The 20,066-nt window shown below is 60.2% G+C and carries 18 protein-coding genes and 2 riboswitches; of the genes, 8 read left to right on the top strand and 10 right to left on the bottom strand.

Annotated elements, in window-relative coordinates:
• The first annotated feature begins 264 nt into the window (after positions 1-264).
• Together def and RSF91_RS14950 are read left to right on the top strand one after the other, a co-directional pair.
• Entirely contained in the window at positions 265-804 is a 540-nt protein-coding gene (gene def, locus RSF91_RS14955) for a peptide deformylase (RefSeq protein WP_332569167.1), read from the top strand.
• A gap of 471 nt (positions 805-1,275) precedes the next feature.
• The gene (locus RSF91_RS14950; protein ID WP_332569162.1) at positions 1,276-2,766 is read left to right on the top strand and encodes a nucleobase:cation symporter-2 family protein; all 1,491 of its coding nucleotides are present in this window, start codon (positions 1,276-1,278) and stop codon (positions 2,764-2,766) included.
• Between the two features lie 204 nt (positions 2,767-2,970).
• On the opposite strand, the gene RSF91_RS14945 is transcribed toward RSF91_RS14950, so the two are convergent.
• The 7 genes from RSF91_RS14945 to RSF91_RS14915 all read right to left on the bottom strand — a co-directional run bounded on the left by RSF91_RS14945 (position 2,971) and on the right by RSF91_RS14915 (position 10,060).
• A complete protein-coding gene (locus RSF91_RS14945) occupies positions 2,971-4,038 on the bottom strand; it encodes an NAD(P)/FAD-dependent oxidoreductase (protein ID WP_332569161.1) in 1,068 nt (355 codons plus the stop codon).
• Positions 4,039-4,074: 36 nt separating this feature from the next.
• The gene (gene fdxA / locus RSF91_RS14940; RefSeq protein WP_099736426.1) at positions 4,075-4,404 is read right to left on the bottom strand and encodes a ferredoxin FdxA; all 330 of its coding nucleotides are present in this window, start codon (positions 4,402-4,404) and stop codon (positions 4,075-4,077) included.
• Between the two features lie 145 nt (positions 4,405-4,549).
• Complete coding sequence (locus RSF91_RS14935) at positions 4,550-5,926, bottom strand: sulfate adenylyltransferase subunit 1 (RefSeq protein WP_332569160.1); 1,377 nt, start codon at positions 5,924-5,926, stop codon at positions 4,550-4,552.
• 165 nt (positions 5,927-6,091) lie between these two features.
• On the bottom strand, positions 6,092-7,024 hold the full coding sequence (cysD, locus tag RSF91_RS14930; protein WP_332569159.1) for a sulfate adenylyltransferase subunit CysD: 933 nt from the start codon (positions 7,022-7,024) through the stop codon (positions 6,092-6,094).
• Between the two features lie 179 nt (positions 7,025-7,203).
• Entirely contained in the window at positions 7,204-7,839 is a 636-nt protein-coding gene (locus RSF91_RS14925; protein ID WP_332569158.1) for a phosphoadenosine phosphosulfate reductase domain-containing protein, read from the bottom strand.
• The gene (locus RSF91_RS14920) at positions 7,836-8,234 is read right to left on the bottom strand and encodes a DUF934 domain-containing protein (protein WP_332569157.1); all 399 of its coding nucleotides are present in this window, start codon (positions 8,232-8,234) and stop codon (positions 7,836-7,838) included. The genes RSF91_RS14925 and RSF91_RS14920 overlap by 4 nt, the downstream gene beginning before the upstream one ends.
• 41 nt (positions 8,235-8,275) lie before the next feature.
• Positions 8,276-10,060, bottom strand: a complete 1,785-nt coding sequence (locus RSF91_RS14915; RefSeq protein ID WP_332569156.1) for a nitrite/sulfite reductase — start codon at positions 10,058-10,060, stop codon at positions 8,276-8,278.
• A 295-nt stretch (positions 10,061-10,355) separates the two neighbouring features.
• Between RSF91_RS14915 and RSF91_RS14910 the strand changes: the two genes are divergently transcribed.
• Positions 10,356-11,675, top strand: a complete 1,320-nt coding sequence (locus RSF91_RS14910; RefSeq protein WP_099736431.1) for a hemolysin family protein — start codon at positions 10,356-10,358, stop codon at positions 11,673-11,675.
• A 102-nt stretch (positions 11,676-11,777) separates the two neighbouring features.
• Here RSF91_RS14910 and mnmC read toward each other — a convergent pair whose 3' ends face one another.
• The 3 genes from mnmC to RSF91_RS14895 all read right to left on the bottom strand — a co-directional run bounded on the left by mnmC (position 11,778) and on the right by RSF91_RS14895 (position 15,415).
• Positions 11,778-13,724 (bottom strand): FAD-dependent 5-carboxymethylaminomethyl-2-thiouridine(34) oxidoreductase MnmC, encoded by a 1,947-nt coding sequence (gene mnmC / locus RSF91_RS14905; protein ID WP_332569166.1) that lies wholly within the window; start codon positions 13,722-13,724, stop codon positions 11,778-11,780.
• 179 nt (positions 13,725-13,903) lie between these two features.
• On the bottom strand, positions 13,904-14,569 hold the full coding sequence (locus RSF91_RS14900) for a trimeric intracellular cation channel family protein (protein WP_332569155.1): 666 nt from the start codon (positions 14,567-14,569) through the stop codon (positions 13,904-13,906).
• 52 nt (positions 14,570-14,621) lie between these two features.
• A riboswitch (glycine riboswitch) is annotated at positions 14,622-14,741 on the bottom strand.
• A 13-nt stretch (positions 14,742-14,754) separates the two neighbouring features.
• Positions 14,755-14,846, bottom strand: a riboswitch (glycine riboswitch).
• Between the two features lie 293 nt (positions 14,847-15,139).
• Positions 15,140-15,415 (bottom strand): oxidative damage protection protein, encoded by a 276-nt coding sequence (locus tag RSF91_RS14895; RefSeq protein ID WP_332569154.1) that lies wholly within the window; start codon positions 15,413-15,415, stop codon positions 15,140-15,142.
• A 146-nt stretch (positions 15,416-15,561) separates the two neighbouring features.
• Here RSF91_RS14895 and RSF91_RS14890 point away from each other — a divergent pair, with 146 nt between their 5' ends.
• The 5 genes from RSF91_RS14890 (at position 15,562) to epsC (ending at position 20,019) form a co-directional block, all read left to right on the top strand.
• Entirely contained in the window at positions 15,562-16,596 is a 1,035-nt protein-coding gene (locus tag RSF91_RS14890; RefSeq protein ID WP_332569153.1) for a sulfate ABC transporter substrate-binding protein, read from the top strand.
• A 130-nt stretch (positions 16,597-16,726) separates the two neighbouring features.
• Positions 16,727-16,963 carry a hypothetical protein gene (locus tag RSF91_RS14885; protein ID WP_332569152.1) on the top strand — a complete coding sequence of 79 codons (237 nt, stop codon included), beginning with the start codon at positions 16,727-16,729 and terminating at the stop codon, positions 16,961-16,963.
• Between the two features lie 435 nt (positions 16,964-17,398).
• A complete protein-coding gene (locus tag RSF91_RS14880) occupies positions 17,399-18,331 on the top strand; it encodes a CysB family HTH-type transcriptional regulator (RefSeq protein WP_332569151.1) in 933 nt (310 codons plus the stop codon).
• A 98-nt stretch (positions 18,332-18,429) separates the two neighbouring features.
• Positions 18,430-18,906, top strand: a complete 477-nt coding sequence (locus tag RSF91_RS14875; protein ID WP_332569150.1) for a rhodanese-like domain-containing protein — start codon at positions 18,430-18,432, stop codon at positions 18,904-18,906.
• Between the two features lie 189 nt (positions 18,907-19,095).
• Positions 19,096-20,019, top strand: a complete 924-nt coding sequence (gene epsC, locus RSF91_RS14870) for a serine O-acetyltransferase EpsC (RefSeq protein WP_332569149.1) — start codon at positions 19,096-19,098, stop codon at positions 20,017-20,019.
• The last annotated feature ends 47 nt before the right edge of the window (positions 20,020-20,066 follow it).

Below are 20,066 nucleotides of genomic sequence, written 5' to 3'. Positions count from 1 at the left end.
ACCTACGGATTAACAGTCCGGCGCTCTACCAACTGAGCTATTGAGGAAGAAGACCCAGATTATAGGACGGAAAAAGAGGCTCGCAGGAAGTTCGCCAGAATTTCACCAAATTCTCTACGCTTGAGCCCATAAATGGCTGCATCGGAGATGCTGTGCGGGGCTGACGCTATGCTTTTGAATGTTCGCTACAGCAATGTAGCTCTTTGCTTTTTGGATATGGAGCACGAAAGCGGCGGCTCAAAGGCTGCTGCGCATGGTACTGATATGACAGTTCGCACAATTTTGAAAATGGGTGACCCCCGCCTGCTGCAGGTTGCCAAGCCTGTTAGTGAATTTGATACAGATGCTTTGCACCTGCTTCTTAAGGATTTGCTGGACACCATGCATGCCGCCAACGGAGCTGGTCTGGCAGCTCCTCAGATTGGTGTCGATCTGCAAGTCGTGGTGTTTGGTTCGGGGCAACCCAATCCACGTTATCCCGATGCACCTATCGTGCCGATCACGGTGTTGATCAACCCTGTTATCACGCCTATAGGTGAGCAGGAGCTGCTGGATTGGGAAGGCTGCCTTTCTGTGCCTGGGATGCGAGGCATGGTGCCGCGCTGGAATTCTGTGCGTTATACGGGCTTTGATATCTATGGTGACCTCATAGATCGTACGGTGGAGGGCTTTCATGCGCGAGTGGTTCAGCACGAGTGCGATCACCTTTGGGGCAAGCTCTACCCCATGCGGATGCGAGACTTCAGTCAATTTGGCTTTACGGATGTGCTGTTCCCCGGCATTGCGCAGGCTGAGGACGATTGATTTCTCTTTTGCCTTCGCCTGGATGCTTCGTCGTACGCCCCACTTTTGGGCTGCTGGGGCAGCGTCAGTCACTCTTAACTAGTGTGGCAATGTAAGTATTTAGTTCGATTTTCTACTTTGGAAAGGTTATGGTCAGCACTTTGTATACAAAACTGTAGACAATTTCTGCATTCTGCCGACGTACATTCTCAACTCATGCCCTGTTGGGTATGGCTTTGATTGCGTAATGGAATAGTCCGCCTGACGGACAGTGCGCAATCAAAGGGGATTGATGGACTAGCTTAGGTGAATGAAAGAGTTGTTTGCTCTTCGCATGCGCCGGATCGCTCTCACATAGAAGAGCGACAGGCAGCTACACAAGTCGTAAAGCTGCGCATCAGAAAATCGCAGCTTTTGAGTGTGTTGCAAATCGAATAAATAGAGCAAAAGGCCTCCAGAGCCTTAGTACGTTGGACAAATTAGGAGACAGAGATGAGCGATCAGACCGGAGCGCCCCAGAGTTCGGGTGCCCAGCGGCCCGAAGATGAGAACTTAGGCTTTACAGCCAACCTCATGTATGGCTTGCAACATGTGTTGACGATGTATGGCGGCATTGTGGCCGTGCCTTTGATTGTTGCTGAAGCTGCCGGTATGTCCGCAGCCGACGCCGGTCTGCTGGTGACTGCCTGCCTGTTCATGGGCGGGGTTGCAACGCTGTTGCAAACCTTGGGCTTGCCTTTCTTTGGTTGCCGTTTGCCTCTGGTGCAAGGCGTCTCGTTCGCGGGCGTTGCCACCATGGTCAGCATTTTGCATACCGGTGGCGGTATGCAAGGCGTGCTGGGTGCTGTCATGTACGCCTCGGTACTGGGCTTGATCATTGCGCCGGTTTTCTCGCGCATTACCAAATTCTTCCCGCCACTGGTGAATGGTTGCGTGATTACAGTGATTGGCATGTCGCTGATGCCTGTGGCTGCGCACTGGGCCATGGGTGGCAATGCCAAGTCTGCTGATTACGGCAGCATGGGCAATATCGGTCTGGCTGGCCTGTCCCTGTTCATGGTTCTGCTGTTCAGCAAGCTGGGCAATGCCATGCTGTCGCGCCTGTCTATTCTGGTGGCGATTGTGGGTGGTACGGTGACTGCGGTGTTCGTCGGTAAGGCAGACTTCTCGCAAGTCTTCAGCGGCCCCATCTTTGCCGTGCCCACACCGCTGCACTTTGGCTGGCCTACCTTTGATATGGCAGCCACCATCTCGATGTTCATCGTGATTCTGGTGATCCTGGTGGAAACCTCGGCTGACGTTCTGGCCGTGGGCGAAATCGTGGACAGCCCCGTGGACGGTCGTCGTCTGGGTGATGGTCTGCGCGCTGACATGCTCTCCAGCATCGTTGCACCTATCTTCGGCGGCTTCACACAAAGCGCATTTGCCCAAAACGTGGGTCTGGTTGCTGTGACTGGCGTCAAGAGCCGTTTTGTGGTGGCTTTCTCCGGTCTGATCCTGATCGTGTTTGGCGTGCTGCCCATCATGGGCCGTATCGTTGCCTGCGTGCCTCCTTCCGTGCTGGGTGGCGCGGGTCTGGTGCTGTTCGGCACCGTGGCTGCCAGCGGCATTCGTACTCTGGCCAAGGTGGAATACAACAACAATATGAATCTGATTATTGTTGCCACTTCGGTGAGCGCAGGTCTGCTGCCTGTGGTTGCTCCCAAGTTCTACGACCAGTTCCCTGAATGGTTTGCGACGATTTTCCACTCCGGTATCAGCGCGACAGCTCTGGTGGCTGTGACCCTGAACCTGGTCTACAACCACTTCAAGCAAGGCAACTCCGATCAGCCTTCCGTTTTTGAAGCTGGCTATGGCCGCGTTCTGAGCCAGCATGTGCTGGAAGCTCTGGCCGATGGTGACCGTGTTGAAGGTGGCAAGGTGTTTGACAAGGAAGGCAAGGAAGTTCCGGTCATTCAAGCCAAGCCTGCACACGGCCATTGATTTGAATAAGAGCCGCTGACACAACCCAGTTAACCGAAGGTTGACGGTTGACCTCAAAAGAGGTGTCAGCGGGTCTAAACGAAGTGCGCGCGGTGGGGTCAGATAGCCCCGTCGTGATTGACACCGCTATCCCATGCAAATGGGGTAGCGGTTTTTTTATGCCTGCGGCGCGCAGGCAGAGATAGGCCTGAATAGGCCGTAGATTTAGTGAGCGACGCCCAGAATGGCGTGCAGACGGGCGCTGGTGGTTGTGTATTCCAGCAGCGGCTTGCTGCCTTGCAGGTACTCAGCGGCGGCAAACGCGGCCATGGTGGCCTCGTGGAAGGCGCAGAGAATCAGTCGTTTCTTGCCGGGGTAGCTGACGATGTCGCCAATGGCATAAATGCCTTGGGCGCTGGTGGCCAGCGTGGCGGGGTCTACCAGCAGTTGCTTGCGCTCCAGTGCCAGCCCCCAGTCTGTCACAGGGCCTAGCTTGGGCGAGATGCCTTGAAATACCAGTAATTGCTCGATAGCCAGAGGCTGCTCATTGCCCTCGCCATCCATCCATTGCACGGCGTTGAGTTGGCCGATTTCTTGCTGAATGTCGGTGATCTGGCCAATCAGTACCTCAATGGCACCAGATTCGCGCAGTTGCTGCAACTGAGCCAGTTGCGCAGGCTCGGCATTGAAGCTGTCGCGGCGGTGCATGAGTTGGGTTTTTGCGGCAGTTGCTGCACAGCGGATGGCGGCGTTCACCGCTTCTTCATCACCGCCATAGACCAGCACATTGTGGCTAGCCGCCATATCCAGTTGCAGCGGGTGATAGTGCAACTGCCCCATTGTCAGCAGCTCTAGGCCTGCAACTTTCAATGCCTTGGGCACAAAAGCGCCCACACCTGCGGCGATAAAGACGGTGCAGGCGTGAAACACAGTGCCAGCAGAGCTTGAGACCTGCCAGCGTCCATCCTCCATGGCTTGCAGGGTCTGAACCTGCTGACCAAGGTGGCGAGGTACTTTCATCGGCTCAATCTGCTTTTCTAGCAGTTGCACTAGTTCTAGCCCTGTGCAGACCGGGATGCCGGGCACGTCGTAGATGGGCTTGTGGCCGTAGAGTTGGCTGCACTGGCCGCCGACATGGGGCAGGGTATCAATCAGATGGGCGTGAATGCCCTGCAGACCTAGCTGAAAGGCCTGAAACAAACCCGCCGGACCTGCGCCAATGATGAGGGCGTCGGTTTCCACGGCGGGTTGTTGGGAAGAGGATGCGTTGGGCGTTGCGTTGGACAGGCTCATGCTGTCGAGCGTAGCGCAGACGGCACCCTGAACGGCTTAGCGCTCGAGCAAATCCACTTTATTTGGCTTGCCATTCCACTCGTCGGCATCAGGCAGTGCAGCCTTGCGCTTGGTAATGCTCTTCCAGGTCTTGATCTGGGAGAGATCGACGTTCAGCTTGATGAAGGCCAGCTGGTCAGCAGGCACATCTTCTTCGGCAAAGATGGCGTTCGCTGGGCACTCGGGAATGCAGACTGCGCAGTCAATGCATTCATCGGGATCGATGACCAGGAAGTTAGGACCTTCACGGAAGCAGTCCACGGGACAAACATCCACGCAATCGGTGTATTTGCACTTGATGCAATTTTCGGTAACGACGTGAGTCATTGGGATTCTTCTTGTAGGGTGGGATTGGTAAACCCTGTGATTCTAGGTTTTTTCCCGCTTGGCGCCAGTGCCAGGCTAGATAAGGCCGCACGGTGATCTGGTTTGCAGCTCAGATCGCCGTGCGTCCGTGGTGCGTTTTCCGGGTTCAGTGCACCAGCACAGCACCCGCAGTTGCGTTGCTGGCCGTGTCCACCAAAATCATGGCGCCCAGCTGGCGAGCCTGTGTGAAGGGCGCAGCGGGGATGGCTTCCTGCAGCACCAGCTCCACCTGACCGATGGCGTTGGCTTCCAGCAGCTGGGCCTGTTCTTCACCCAGTGTGTTGATGTTGAGGCGGTGCACCAGGCGGCGTGCCTTGGCCTTGACCCAGCGGTGGCCGTGCAGCGCCCAGTAGACGCGGCCGGGCACCAGAGGCTCGTTGTCCATCCATGCCACGGTGGCCGTGATCTCGCGGGTGCTGGGCCATGGGCTGACTGCTGCCGGGGCATCAAAGTCGTCTTCGGCGGCGGCCGCAGCGGCCACGGGAGCCGCCACAATCCAGTCGCCACGCGAGACATCGACCTCGCGGTCCAGCGTGATACCGGCGGACAGGCCTGCGTGTACACCCTTGGGCGCGCGGGCATGGTCTATGACCTGGGCCACGGTGGCCAGCTGGCCGCTGGGCAGAATCTGAACCTGCGCACCGACCTGTGCCACGCCTGTTGCGACGCGGCCCCAGAATACGCGGCGGCCTTGGCTGGTGTCGGCAGAAGACGAGAACTTCTCGACCCACTGCACGGGGAAGGCCAGCGCCAGCGCGTTGTCGGTGGGGGTGTTGGGCAACTGCTCCAGCACTTGCAGCAGGCTGGGGCCGTTGTAGCCCGCCCAGCCGGCTTCGGTGTTGACCACGTTGAAGCCCTTGAGGGCTGACACGGGCACGGTGGTTGTGACCTTAATGCCCGCGGTGGCTGTGAATTTTTGCAGCGCGGCGTTGATGTGGGCAAAGGCCAGAGCCGGGTCTTGCACGGCATCAAGCTTGTTGACCGCGAAGATCAGCGAGTTCACGCGCAGCAAATGGGCCAGCAGGCTGTGGCGGCGGGTCTGGGGCAGCAGCTCCAGATCGGCATTCTTCCAGTCCAGCTTGGTGGCATCGACCAGCACCACGGCGGCGTCGGCGCTCGATGCAGCCGTCACCATATTGCGGGTGTACTGTTCGTGGCCGGGCGCATCGCCAATGATGAACTTGCGCGACTCGGTGGCGAAGTAGCGGTAGGCTACGTCAATGGTGATGCCTTGCTCGCGCTCGGCGGCCAGACCGTCGGTCAGTAGCGCCAGATCGGTCTCGCCCCTCTTGGTGACCCCAGCCAGCTGGTCTTGCAGCACGGCGCGGGTATCGACCAGCAGACGGCCAATCAGCGTGCTCTTGCCGTCATCGACGGAGCCGCAGGTAATAAAGCGCAGCGCACTGCTGTTATCAGTATCAAATTGGCCTGCAGCGCTTGGGGCAGTAGCGCTGGCAGCTGCGGAATTAATAGTTTCAGTCATCGTATTTGTCTCAGTGATTCAGGTACGCGCACTGCGCGTCAATCAAGCACAACCCAACCCAGGGACGCCGAGCAAGAGCCGCCTCGCGGCGATGGCGTCGTCCCCCTCCCGCAAGCGCAGCGAAGCGAGAGAGGGGGAAGGCGCGATAGCGCCACAGGGGGAGCGTTAGAAATACCCGTCTTTTTTGCGCTTTTCCATAGACGCTTCGCTGGTCTTGTCATCCATGCGGGTCGCGCCGCGCTCGCTGACTTCGGCAGACAGGGTCTCGATCACGATGTCTTCGGCCGATGCGGCGGTGCTTTCCACAGGGCAGGTGCAGGTGATGTCGCCCACGGTGCGAAAGCGCACATCGCGCTGCACGATTTCCTCGCCATCACGTGGCGGGGTCAGCTCGGTCACAGGCACCAGCAGGCCCTTGCGCTCCACCACATCACGCTTGTGGGTGTAGTACAGGCTTGGCAGGGCGATGTTTTCGCGGGCGATGTACTGCCACACGTCCAGCTCCGTCCAGTTGCTGATGGGGAAGACGCGGAAATGCTCGCCCTGCGCAATGCGGGTGTTGAACAGCGTCCACAGCTCGGGGCGCTGGTCCTTGGGCTGCCACTGACCAAAGCTGTCGCGGTGGCTGAAGATGCGTTCCTTGGCGCGTGCCTTTTCTTCGTCGCGGCGGGCACCGCCGATCAGCGCGTCAAAGCGGAACTCTTCAATCGCTTCCAGCAGCGTCACCGACTGGTGCACATTGCGCGATTCGCCGGGGTGGGCCAGGCGCACGGTGCCGCGCGCCATGGAATCTTCCACGCTGCGCACGATCAGCTCGGCACCCAGCTCCTTGGCACGCTGGTCACGGAAATCGGTCACTTCATGGAAGTTGTGGCCGGTGTCGATCATCAACAGGGGGTAAGGGATGCGGCCCACGCCAAACGCCTTCTCGGCGCAGCGCAGCATGACCAGAGAATCCTTGCCACCCGAAAACAGCAGGGTGGGGCGTTCAAACACGGCAGCCACTTCGCGCAGGATGAAGATGGTTTCTTCTTCCAGCGCATCCAGATGGCGGTTGCTGAGATGGCTCAGGACGGAGGTATCCACTCGGGCGTTCATTGTTTGTCCAATCAAATCGTGCTGTAGCGCATATGGAGATTGCGCAGGCAGCTATCTTTTTTCAATCAACGGCTTACAAAACTGGCGCTGACCTAAACACAGGTGCAGCCCGCAAGGGCCGCTCTCGCAGCGAGGTTGCCGTCCCCCTTGGGAGGCGGCGCCGCGTGCGACTCAGGGAGTTAGTGAGAGATGTGCAGGCCGCACTCGCGGTTGTCTTCGCCCTTGGTAGGGTCGACATAGTCAAAATTGTTGGGCAGACCGTGCTTCTGGCAGTACTCGTGCAGGTCTTTGCTGGACCAGTGCAGCAGCGGTGCCACTTTGATCAGACCGTCGGGGTTGATGCTGACGGGGTCCATGGCGGCACGCACAGCGGTATCGGTCGCGCGCAGTGCGGTGAACCAGACCTTGGGCGCTGTTTCGCGCAGGGCACGGGTGAAGGGCTCCAGCTTTACTTCTTCAGTAAAGGCTGCGTGGCGCGGGTCATCCAGCGCTGGCGTGGCGCCTTCTACCGCTTCGCGGTGAGCACGGCTGCGCAGGGGCAGGTAGATCTTAAGGTTCAGGCCCAGCTGCTTGGTGACTGCGTCGGCAAACTGGTAGGTGGCTTCGGTGTTGTAGCCGTTGTCCATCCAGACCACGGGCACATCAGGGCGGGCCTGAGCGACCATGTGCAAAATCACCGCTTCAAACGGGCGGAAGTTGGTGGTGACGATGGTGGGCTGACCCAGACCCACGGCCCAGCGCACCAGCGCAGCGGCATCGTGGCCCAGCTCAGCGTTGACGCTGGCGAGATTCATGGCGGGGGCGAGCTGGCTCATGCGGCCTCCAGCGCCGAAGTCTGGGCAAAGTGGGGGTGGTGCTCCAGCGCATCGGCCTGGTAGTAGCCGCCAAAGCGCTCGAACTGGCGCTGTGCATCGGCAGCGTCTACGCCTTCGCGCAGCACGGCAGAACTGAAGCCCGTGCGCTGCATCTGCACCAGCTGGTCGATCAACACATCGCCGGTGGCGCGGATGTCGCCCGCAAATTTCAGGCGGCGACGCAGCAGATAGGCCTGGCTGAAGGCGCGGCCGTCGGTGAAGTTGGGGAAGTTCAGGTCGACTTGCGTGATGCCGTCGAGATCGGCTTCCAGTGCATTCACATCATTGGCCAGTACCAGCACGTGGCCGGTGCTCTCGCTGGGGGCCTGGTAGTCATGGCTTGCCAGAATTTTCATTATCAATTCCTTGCTCTTGGCTTTTTGTTCTTGCTCGCGGCTCAGGCCAGCGCGGCTTCTTCGTCTTCTGCGGGATGGCGGGCAGCCTTGCCAGCTTCCTTGAAAGGGTCGATGCCAATGCGGCGCACGGCGTCAATAAAGTGTTCGCCGCTGTGGCGCAGGTCGCGGTAGGTGCTCAGCACGGCTTCGATCACGTCAGGCACCTCGGCGGCGCTGAAAGATGGGCCGATGGCCTTGCCAGCCACGGCGTTGCCCGAGAGGGTGGAGCCGTCAGAGCCGCCCAGAGTGACCTGGTACCACTCCTTGCCGTCCTTATCCACGCCCAGAATGCCGATGTGGCCACTGTGGTGGTGACCGCAGCTGTTGATGCAGCCGCTGATGTGCAGGTCAATCTCGCCGATATCGTCCAGCTCGTCCAGATCCTGATAACGGGCGGTGATGGCGTCGGCAATGGGCAGGCTGCGGGCGTTGGCCAGTGCGCAGAAGTCGCCGCCGGGGCAGGCAATCATGTCGGTCAGCAGGGCCACATTGGTGCTGGCCAGACCCAGAGCCTTGGCTTCGGTCCACAGCGCATGCAGCTGGCCGACCTGTACCCAGGGCAGCATCACGTTCTGGTCATGCGTTACGCGGGCTTCGCCTGCGGAGAAGGCATCGACCAATTGCGCCAGTGCATCGAGCTGCTCGCTCTGTGCATCGCCAGGGGCTTGGCCCACGCGCTTGAAAGACAGGGTGACGGCGCGCAGGCCTGCCAGCTTGTGGGCATGCACGTTGCGGGCGACCCAGCGGGCAAAGGCGGGCTCTTTGGCCGTTTGTTCGATCAGGGTCAGCTCGTCGGCAGCTGCCTCGGCAATGGCGGGTAGATCGGGCGTGGTGAACATGGCGGCCACGCGGTCAAACTCGGCCTGAGGCACAGTGTGGGGGCCGCCGTCTACGTCAACGATCTGGCGGAATTCTTCTTCCACCGCGTCGATATAGGCCTGGCCTTCGGCCTTGACCAGAATCTTGATGCGCGCCTTGTACTTGTTGTCGCGGCGGCCCAGCTCGTTGTAGACACGCACGATGGCCTCGATGTAATTCATGATCTGGTTCCAGGGCAGGAACTCACGAATCACGGTGCCGATCACGGGCGTGCGGCCCATGCCGCCACCGACAAAAACCTTGAAGCCGATTTCGCCCGCTTCATTATTGACCATGTGCAGGCCCACATCGTGCCAGCCTGTGGCTGCGCGGTCTTCCTTGGCGCCGGTGATGGCGATCTTGAACTTGCGTGGCAGGAAGGCGAACTCGGGGTGCAGCGTGGTCCACTGGCGCAAAATTTCTGCGTAGGGGCGGGGGTCAATGGCTTCGTCAGGGGCAATACCGGCCAGCGCATCGGTGGTGGTGTTGCGGATGCAGTTGCCGCTGGTCTGAATGCCGTGCAGGTTGACGCTGGCCAGCAGGTCCATCACATCGGCAGCTCTGGACAAGGGGATCCAGTTGAACTGCACATTGGTGCGGGTGGTGAAGTGGGCGCAGTTCTTGGGCAGATAGGTGGTGCCCATCTTGCCCTGGCCATCCAGCGCGGCCTGAAAGACGGCGGCTTCGGGCTCGTCGTACTCACGGGCGACCTTGGCCAGCACGCGAATCTGGGCGGAGTTGATCTCGCCATAAGGCACGGCCACGCGCAGCATGGGCGCATAGCGCTGTACATACCAGCCGTTTTGCAGACGCAGCGGGCGGAAATCATCTTCCGCGAGCTTGCCTGCCTGCCAGCGTTCCAGCTGGTCACGGAACTGGTCGGCGCGTTGCTTGACGAACGCTTTGTCGAAATCGGTGTATTGATACATGTCTTCAGTTCTTCCGTGGAGCGAATGCCTTGCCTCGAATGGCATTGCACTGTGATCGTTGGAGCGAACTGTAGAGAGGCTTTATATAAAAACAAACGATTATTTAGTCCTTCATATATAACTAAAAGAATATGTGAGACCGTAAAGAAAGGCTTGCTTTCGCGCCAAAGTGCGCCGTATCTGGGGATTTCCTTGCAGTGCACTTGCATTTATCTGTAAGCAAGGCTCGCTGATTCCCTAGAATCGGGGCTTGTTCAATGATTGAGGCGCCTGGATTGAAAGCGGGTGCCTGACTATGGAAATAGCCATACTTTTCGCTCTCATCTGTTTGAACGGCGTGTTCGCCATGTCGGAGATTGCGCTGGTTACCGCCCGCAAGAGCCGCATGCAAAAAATGGTGGATGAGGGCGACAGCGGTGCGGTAGCTGCTATCAAACTAGGAGAGGACCCAACGCGTTTTCTCTCCACCATTCAGATTGGTATTACCTCGATTGGCGTGCTCAACGGTATCGTGGGCGAGGCGGCTCTAGCCGGGCCGCTGGCACTCAAGCTGATAGACGCCGGCATGCAGGCCAAAACGGCTGGTTACGTCTCTACCGGTCTGGTTGTGGTGCTGATCACCTACTTCTCTATCGTGGTGGGCGAGCTGGTTCCCAAGCGTCTGGGCCAGACCAACCCCGAAGCGCTGGCGCGCCTGATCTCGCGCCCCATCAACTTTCTGGCTCTGGCCACCAAGCCTTTTGTGTGGCTGCTGTCGGCATCCACACGCGGCCTGCTCAAACTGCTGGGCGTCAAGGAAAGCAATGGCAGCGTGGTGACCGAAGAGGAAATTCAGGCCATTTTGGTGGAGGGTCACAGCGCCGGTGTGATCGAGTCACAAGAGCACACCATGGTGCGCAATGTGTTCCGGCTGGATGACCGCCAGATCGGCTCACTCATGGTGCCGCGCAGCGATGTGGTGTTTTTGGATATTGATGACAGCCTGGACGTCAATCTGACCCGGATGGAAGAAGCCGACCATGCGCGCTACCCCGTGGTGCGTGGCGATATGAACAATATCGTGGGCGTGCTCAATGCCCGCCAGTGGCTGGCGCAGACCGTGCGCCAGAAGGGCGAGCAAAAGCTTGGCGATCAGCCGCTGCAGACGGCGCTCTATGTGCCGGAAACCATCACTGGCATGGAGCTGCTGGACACCTTCCGTAACTCTGATCTGCACATGGCGTTTGTGATCGATGAATACGGCGAGGTGCAAGGCATTGTCACGCTGCAGGATTTGATTGAAGCGATTACCGGTGAATTCCAGCCGCGCGACGACGAAACCAGCTGGGCTGTGCAGCGTCCGGATGGCAGCTGGCTGCTGGATGGACATATCCCCGTGCCTGAACTCAAGGACCGCCTGAATCTGCATGCCGTGCCCGAAGAGGAGCGCGGCCGCTATCACACGCTCAGCGGCATGGTGATGCTGTTGCTGGGCCGCGTGCCCAGCGAATCCGACGTGGTCGAGTGGGAAGACTGGCGCTTTGAAGTGGTGGACATGGACGGCAAGACGCTCGATAAGGTGCTGGCCACCAAGCTGGAGCCTTTAGTCTCAGCAGACGCGATTACGCTGCCGTAATTCCAGTCTTTCAGGCATTAAAAGAGCACCTGGCGCTTTATGGATAAGCGGCAGGTGCTCTTTTTTTTAGGAGTCCTGATTTTTAGTCAGGCGCTTTTCGGATCACGCCAGATCACGCGTTACGCGACTCCACAGTCGCTGCGTTCCCAGCGATTGCGCCAGCTTGGCATCCAGCGGCAGTGGCTCCCCATGCAGGCGCGCTGCCAGCAACTCGCCGCACAGCATGGAAAGCGTCAGTCCGCGCGAGCCCAGTCCCGTCAGCACCCACAGGCCGGGCAGGCTGTCCGCCGCTTCGCCGGCGGGGCCGGCCAGCGGCAGGCGGTCATAGGCGGCGCAGCGCACGCGCGCCCAGGTCTCGGGCTGCTGCGGGGCATCAAAAAAGGATTGCAGCGCCTGCCTGCATGCGGGCAGCAGGGCGGCCAGCTTTTCGCCATTGCCTGCATGTGCGGCCTGCTGGTCGGCGGCGCTGGGTGGCAGCTCGGTCACATCGCGCTCGAAGGTGGAGCCCATGATCCATTGGTGCGGGCTGGCAGGGGTGCCACCCGGAAAGTCCGGCACCAGATTGCCGTGGCCGTTGACCGGGAAGGGCGGCATGGCCGCCTGCGTCTGCGCCGTATGCTCGGCCACGCTGACTTGCCCGCGTATGGCTTGCAGCTCCCACAGTCCTGCATCCATGCCACTGGCTTGCAGCAGTGTTTTGCTGGCCGGGCCTAGCGCCAGCACCAGCATGTCGGCCTGGGCAATGCTCTGGCCCTGCAGGTTCAACACCTGCCACTGGCCGCTGACTTCATCGCACTGCAGCCTGGCTGCTTCCGCATTGCCCTGCCACTGAATAAGGGGTGATTGCATCAAGGCCCGCACCAGTTGCGCAGGCCTGACCCAGCCCGCCTGCGCGTGCCACAGGGCGTGGCTGTCATCAGGCAAGCGGGCGGCTTGCAGGTGCTGAGCGGTAGCGGGCTTGCTCCACTGCGGGCCCCAGGCGTGCTCGGCGCTGCCTGTCTTCAGCCATTGGGGGGGCAGGTGGGCGGGCTCGTTCAGGTCATGCTCCAGCACGCCGCCATGGGCCCAGTCCTCGCCGGTTTGCAGTTTTTGGGTAGCGCTCAATTGCTGCAAAGTTTGTAGCGTGGTGCGCACGCCGCTGCGGGACAGGCGCGATAAAACACTGTCATCGGGTGAGACATGGGGGCAGAACAGCCCTGCAGGCAGACCCGATGCTCCGGCAGCGGGCTGCGCAGCACTGTCGAGCACGGTGACCTGCCAGCCCCGCCTTGCCAGACTGGCTGCTGCGGCGGCACCCGCTAGCCCTGCACCCAGCACCAGGCAGTGGCCGGGCTGCTTGACAGGCGCAGGCAGCCCATCCGCGCGCTGGCGGGGCTCCCACGCCGGGTTGTAGCTTGCCTGCAGGTTGTGTCGCTTGGGGGGCGTTCCCGGCACTTTTTTGACGTCAAAGCCCTGCGTCTTCAGGGCTTGCCGCACGCTGCCCGCGACGCACCAGGTCGCCAGCTGCGTGCCGCGGCGGCAGTGGCGGGCGATGTTTTTCATGGCGTTCTCATCCCACAGCTCGGGGTTGAGCTGGGGTGAAAAACCATCGAGGTAGACGCTATCTGCCGTGAGTTGCTGCTTGCGCAGCATGGTCTGTGCCGGGCCTAGATACAGCGTCAGCAGCACTTGGCCATCTTCAAAAGACAGGCGGTGCACGCCTGGCAGCAGCCCCCACCACTGCTCGGCCAGTTGCAGGCCCAGAGCGCGCAGCTGGCCATCCGCAGGCAAGGATTGCAGCAGGTCTTCGCGGGAAACGGGAAAGGCCTCAACCGAAACAAAATGCAGCAGCTGCGTGCGCTGCGGGTCTGCCTTCCAGGCCGCCCAGGTCACCAGAAAGTTCAGACCAAAGCCAAAACCGGTTTCCAGAATCCGCCATTGCGGCGTGTTGGCCCATGCGGCAGGCAGGCCGCAGCCACCCAGAAAGACATGGGTAGCCTGATCGAGGCCGCCATCTTCGCTGTGATAGCGGTCGCCAAATCGGGTGTTATAGGGAGTGCCATCAGGCATCCATGTGATGGGTTCAGACATGGAAAAAAACTACATCAAAGAGGGCGTGGCACTAAAAACGAGCGTTCGCTGAAGTCAGTGCAGCCAAGCAAGGGCCGCCCCGCAGCGATGGCTGCGTCCCCCTCCCGCGTAGCGAGAGAGAGGGGGAAGGCGCGCAGCGCCACAGGGGGTGTCCACTTTTATTCCCAGCGTTGCTGGTAGGAGAAGACAGGGAGGCGCCATTTAAAACGAATGGCCGCCATACGAAAGGCCAGACCACCGGCAAAACATACGATGGTGCTGATATTGGGGCTGACATCCAGGTGACGCAGGCCCAGGAACATCAGGCACACGGCCAGCGACACGCTGGCATACAGCTCGCGGCGGAAGACGACGGGCACCTGGTTGCACAGCACATCACGCAAAATGCCGCCGCTGATACCGGTAATCATGCCCGCCATGATGACGACGATGGTGGGGTAGCCCAGCTCCAGCGCGGTGTTGCAGCCGATCAGCGAGAAGGCGATCAGGCCCATGGCGTCCAGCAGCAAAAACACCTGCTTGAGTCTGTGCATATGGCGTGCAATCACCGTGGTCAGCAGGCCGAAGCTGATGACCAGATACACATATTCGGGGTGCTGCGTCCAGCCAATTGGGTAGTGGCCCAGGACCATGTCGCGAATGGTGCCGCCGCCAAGGGCCGTGACAAAGGCAATGACGACGACGCCAAAGATATCCATATTGCGCCGGCCGGCAGCAAGCGCGCCGGACATGGCTTCGGCAGTGATGGCCACCAGATAGATGACCAGCATGACGGTGAAATTGGAAGTCTGGAACGAGTCCAGCAAAGAGACAGAAGGAAGCATGACGGCACTTGAAAATAGACCAGCCACTCACATCAGCGGGAGTGTCTGGTTTGCCTCTCCCGCTGTCCTTTTACCTGAGAGTTGCGCATGTACACCTTCGCGGTGGACATGCTTGCCCCTTCGGTGAGCCCTGCAGACTTGTGATTGCGGGCTGCTCTCCAGTTGGCGATATCCGGGTCGTGTCTGACCCACCTGCGGTACTTATTGCCTGAGCGATTATGGGAGTTTGCGCCTTCGGCGGGAACCGTTGCAGGCTCCGCTCTCCCGCAGGATGGGCGCGATTTTAGCCAGTTATAGAGGTGCTGTTCGGGTTAGTACCTGTGTTGCCTGGGTTTGGTGAACTGATTGTTTGTTTTATTTGAGGCTTGGCGTTTGCCGTTGGCGATGCCGATGAGAACGGCGATAACTTAATTTTGATAGCTGCTCGCGCTTTCTGTGCTTGGGGTATAGGCTGGTTTTCCTTGATTCCTGATCGTGACAAATCTGGCACCTTTGGCTGCAGCCAGCAACAAAAAAGCCCCGGGCATTGCCACGGGGCTTTTGTATCTGAGGTCTCTGACTCAGGCGAGCTTACTCAGCGCTAGGAGGCACGTAGCCCTGAGCAGCATCTGCACCGCCACCAAAGAAATGGTTTTCCATCTGACGGGCCAGGTACTGGCGGGCGCGCGCGTCGGCCAGGTTCAGGCGGTTTTCATTGATCAGCATGGTCTGGTGCTTGAGCCAGTCGGCCCAGGCCTGCTTGCTCACGCTTTCATAGATGCGCTTGCCCAGTTCGCCGGGTGCAGGGGGAAAGTCCAGGCCTTCTGCATCCTGATCCAGCTTGATGCAATGAACGGTACGTGCCATGTGTAGGGTCCTCTTGTTTGATTACAGATGTTTGGGTAATAACAAACTGAAATCTTAGTAGTTTGAGTTTTAAGACTGCGGGTCAAGAATGCACAGCAACGGGGGAGAAGAAGCCCGTTATCCATTCACTCCAAGAACACAGTCCAATGAAAAATCGTCGCAACTTTATCAAGTTTCCTCTGGCTGCCGGTCTGATTGCTGGCTTGACCCTCTCCGCTCTGCCCACATTGCCTGCTTTTGCACAACAAAGCGGCGTGCAATTGCTCAACGTGTCCTATGACCCGACCCGTGAGCTGTATGTGAATTACAACCAGGCGTTTGCCAAGCACTGGAAGGCCACGCAGAACCAGGACGTGACCATCAAGCAGTCGCACGGTGGCTCGGGCAAGCAGGCGCGTTCCATCATTGACGGCATTGATGCCGATGTCGCCACGCTGGCGCTGGCCGGTGATATTGATGCCTTGGTCAAGAACGGCAACGTCAAGGCCGACTGGCAAAAGCGCCTGCCGCACAACAGCGCGCCTTACAGCTCGACCATTGTGTTTCTGGTGAAGAAGGGCAACCCCAAGGGCATCAAGGACTGGGACGATCTGGTCAAGCCCGGTGTGCAGGTGATTACGCCCAACCCCAAGACCTCGGGCGGTGCCCGCTGGAACTATCTGGCCGCCTGGGAATTTGCCAAGCGCAAGTACGGCGGTGATGCGCAGGCCAAGGATTTCATCACCAAGCTCTACAAGAACGTGCCCGTGCTGGACACCGGCGCACGCGGCTCTACCGTGACCTTTGTGCAGCGTGGTCTGGGCGATGTGCTGCTGGCCTGGGAAAACGAAGCCTATCTGGCGCTCAAGGAATTTGGCCCAGAGAAGTTCCAGATCATTGCGCCTTCGCTCTCCATCCTGGCTGAGCCCTCGGTGGCTGTGGTCGACAAGGTGGTGGACAAGCGCGGCACGCGCGCAGTGGCCGAGGCTTATCTGAAGTACCTGTACTCCGAAGACGCCCAGCGCATTGCCGGCAAGAACTTCTACCGCCCTACCGATGCCAAGGTGGCGGCCGAGTTCGCCAGCCAGTTCCCCAAGCTGGAGCTGTTCACCATCGACAAGGCCTTTGGTGGCTGGGCTGCGGCTGACAAGGCGCACTTTGCCGACGGCGGTAGCTTCGACCAGATTTACGCCAAGAAGTAAGAGCAATGAAGGCAGGGGCGCAAGGCGTGCCCCTGTTGCCGATATTTCGCAACGCGTGGGTGACGCCACCCGGGCAGAGGTGGGAATGGCCCGGGTGCCATGCAATTCAGAAAATGAATGGGAGCTTGTGATGAGCAATTGGTGGAGTCGTATGACGCAGTCATTGGTCAGTGCCGGTGCCTTGAATGCGCGCCAGCCGCTGGTGGCGTGGGAAGCATCGTGGGATGAGGCTGAGGCATTGATGGCAAGCGGTCAGCTGTGGAATGGCGCGAGCGACCGTGCGAAAGAAGCGGCAGACCGCTGCACGCAGCAAGACAAGCCACAGGGCGGACACCAGCCGGTGGAGCAACTGACTAAGGGCGCTTAACCAAGAGCGCTTCACCAACGGTGGCTAACTGGCGGCCAAAACCGCCTCAGCCAACCGAAGGTTTGCGCTTGAGACGCGGCGCGAAGCCGCAGGCAGTACAGAAGAGATATGACAAGGCGACGCCGGGCCTTAGCAAGCGTCGCTGGATAGGCCACCCGGCGATGGCATCGCTACTGGGGGCAGCAGTAGCGGATGGCGGGATCTGGACAGCGTAACCCAGGCTTGCCGAAATCGCTCCGTGAACATGGCCAGTGCCCCGGTGCATCAGCAGCGCCTGCTGCTCAAACGCGTGCGGCAAGTTCGATGTGGAACCTGCCCCAGTGCAGGACAGCTGGCTGGGCGCTTCTGCCAGCAACTGGCGCTGGGTGATTTGATAAAACCATAGAAAAAAGGGCTGCTGGCGTATCAGGGTAGGGCGCTGGCTGCTATCAAAAAATGAATCTTCAGCAACTGCGATCCGTGCGCGAGGCCGTGCGGCGTGGCTTCAATCTGACCGAGGTGGCGGCCATGCTCCACACCTCGCAGCCGGGGGTGAGCCGGCAAATCCGAGAACTCGAAGAAGAACTGGGTGTCGATATTTTTGTGCGCGCTGGCAAGCGCCTGACGGGCTTGACTCCTCCCGGCGAGGCCTTGCTGCCCATGGTCGAGCGCATGCTGCTGGAGGCCGACAACCTGCGCCGTGCGGGCGCGGACTTTCGGGCCAGCGAGCGAGGCAGATTGTCGATTGCCGCCACCCACTCTCAGGCGCGCTATGCACTGCCGCAGGTGGTGAGAGATTTCCGGGCGCTGTATCCGCAGGTCTCGCTGCACCTGCATCAGGGCTCGCCGCGCCAGGTGGCGGAGATGCTGCTGTCCGGCGAGGCCGATATCGGCGTGGCCACCGAGGCACTGGCCGGTTATGACAACCTGCTCACGCTGCCTTGCTACCGCTGGTCGCACAGCATCGTCGTGCCGCCCGGCCATGCACTGCTCGATGCGAGCGGGCCGGTCACGCTGGAGATGCTGGCCACGCACCCCATCATCACTTACGAGCAAGGCTTTACCGGCCGCGCGCATATCGACAAGGCGTTTGAAGCCGCAGGGCTGACACCCGATGTGGTGCTGACCGCCATGGACGCCGATGTCATCAAGACCTATGCCGAGCTGGGCATGGGCGTGGGCATCATCGCGTCGATAGCCTTTGATGCTGAGCGCGACCGGTATCTGCGCGCCATTGATGCGCGCCATTTGTTTGAGGTCAACCTCACGCGCCTGGCGCTGCGCCGCGATGCCTGGCTGCGCGGCTATGCCTATTCCTTTATCGAAACCTTTGTGCCCACCTTGCCCGAGCAAGTGGTGCGCGATGCCTTGCTGGCGGTGCAGAGCTGATCCTCGTTTTCTGCATAAGCAAGCTGTGATTTGTTCGTTGATGGAATCGGGCGCGGATCGCAACATAGCGTCATTGCCATCCTTTAGATGAATCAGTGATGACGGACATATCCAAGCTTCCCGCCCTTCAAGAAGCCGTGGCTCAGGCCACGGCACATGGCCTGAGTTTTATGGGCTCGGTGCCGCCGCGCCAAGCCTGGCAGATGGTGCAACAGGGACTGGCGCTGCTGGTGGATGTGCGCACCGCAGAGGAGCGCAAATTCGTCGGCCATGTGCCCGGTAGCGCCCATGTGCCCTGGGCCACGGGCACAGCGCTGGCGCGCAACCCGCGCTTTGTGCGCGAGCTGACGGCGCTGCTGGCCAGGCAGGCGGCAGCCGACGGCAGCGCACCCATTGCGCTGCTGCTGTGTCGCAGCGGCAAGCGCTCGACCCTGGCCGCGCAAGAGGCGGCCAAGGCGGGGCTGACCCATGTCTTCAACGTCAGCGAAGGCTTTGAAGGCGAACTGGATGCCGCCCAGCACCGCGGTGGTGGCGACGGCTGGCGCTTTCAAGGTTTGCCCTGGGTGCAGGACTGAGCTGCTCCCCCTGAGCGGCTTTGCCGCTTTCCCAAAGGGGGCGGGGCGGTCCTTGCTCTATGCCGCTGGCTTGAAACGGGCCAGCGCATGAGCGTTCAAACGCTTTATTAATTTTTTAAAAACGATAGCTGACAGCGCTTTCTCATCAAGCGCTGCGGGGGACTTTTTGTCTCAAAAAAGGACAACATCATGAGTGATTTTTCCATTGCCAAGGTCGTCAGCGAGCTGCGCCAGGTTCGTGAGCTGTGGCGTGAGCAGCAGGGGCGTACCGATACGGCGCAGCGTGAATTTCCCTCGCGCAAGGCGGTAGAGCAGGCCATCGAGTCGCTCAAGGGCGTGCTCTATCCGCTGCGACTGGGGCCGACGGAGCTGCGCCAGGCGGGCGAGGATTTCTACATCGCCCACACGCTGGACACCGCCCTGCAGGCGCTGCTGGCGCAGGCCCGTATCGAGTTGCGTTACCGCGCCCGCCAGGACAGCTCGCGCGAAGACGTGCAACGGCTGGATGTGCGCGCCGTAGAGGCGGTGCGCGAGTTTGCGCAGGAGCTGCCTCTGCTGCGCAAACTGCTCGATGTCGATGTGCTGGCCGCCTATCACGGCGACCCGGCGGCGCAGAGCGTGGATGAAGTCGTGCTCAGCTACCCCGGCGTGCTGGCCTTGCTTCACCACCGCATCGCCCATGTCTTGTACCGGCTGGAGCTGCCGCTGCTGGCACGCATGGCCGCTGAGCTGGCCCATGGACTTACGGGCATAGATATCCACCCCGGTGCACGCATTGGTGCGGGTTGCTTTATCGATCACGGCACGGGTGTGGTGATTGGCGAGACGGCGGTTATCGGCCGCAATGTGCGCATTTATCAAGCCGTCACGCTGGGCGCCAAGCGCTTTCCGCGCGATGCCCAAGGCCATCTGCAAAAAGGCTGGCCGCGCCACCCCGTCGTGCAGGACGACGTGGTGATCTATGCCGGCGCCACCATTTTGGGCCGCATCACCATCGGCCGTGGCGCGGTCATCGGCGGCAATGTCTGGGTCACGCAGGACGTGGCTCCGCAGGCCCATGTCTCTCAATCCAGTCCCGTCGAAAAAGTGCAGCCGCTGCCCGTTGCGGCCTGAGCGGTGCTGCAGTTTTCCCCCTTGTTTTCCCTCGTTAGTTTCCTCAA

Origin of the sequence: Comamonas sp. (assembly GCF_036643215.1) — a bacterium.
Taxonomy (GTDB): Bacteria; Pseudomonadota; Gammaproteobacteria; order Burkholderiales; family Burkholderiaceae_C; genus Comamonas.
The sequence above is the reverse complement of the archived record's forward strand: the minus strand, read 5'-3'. Positions and strand labels throughout refer to the sequence as shown.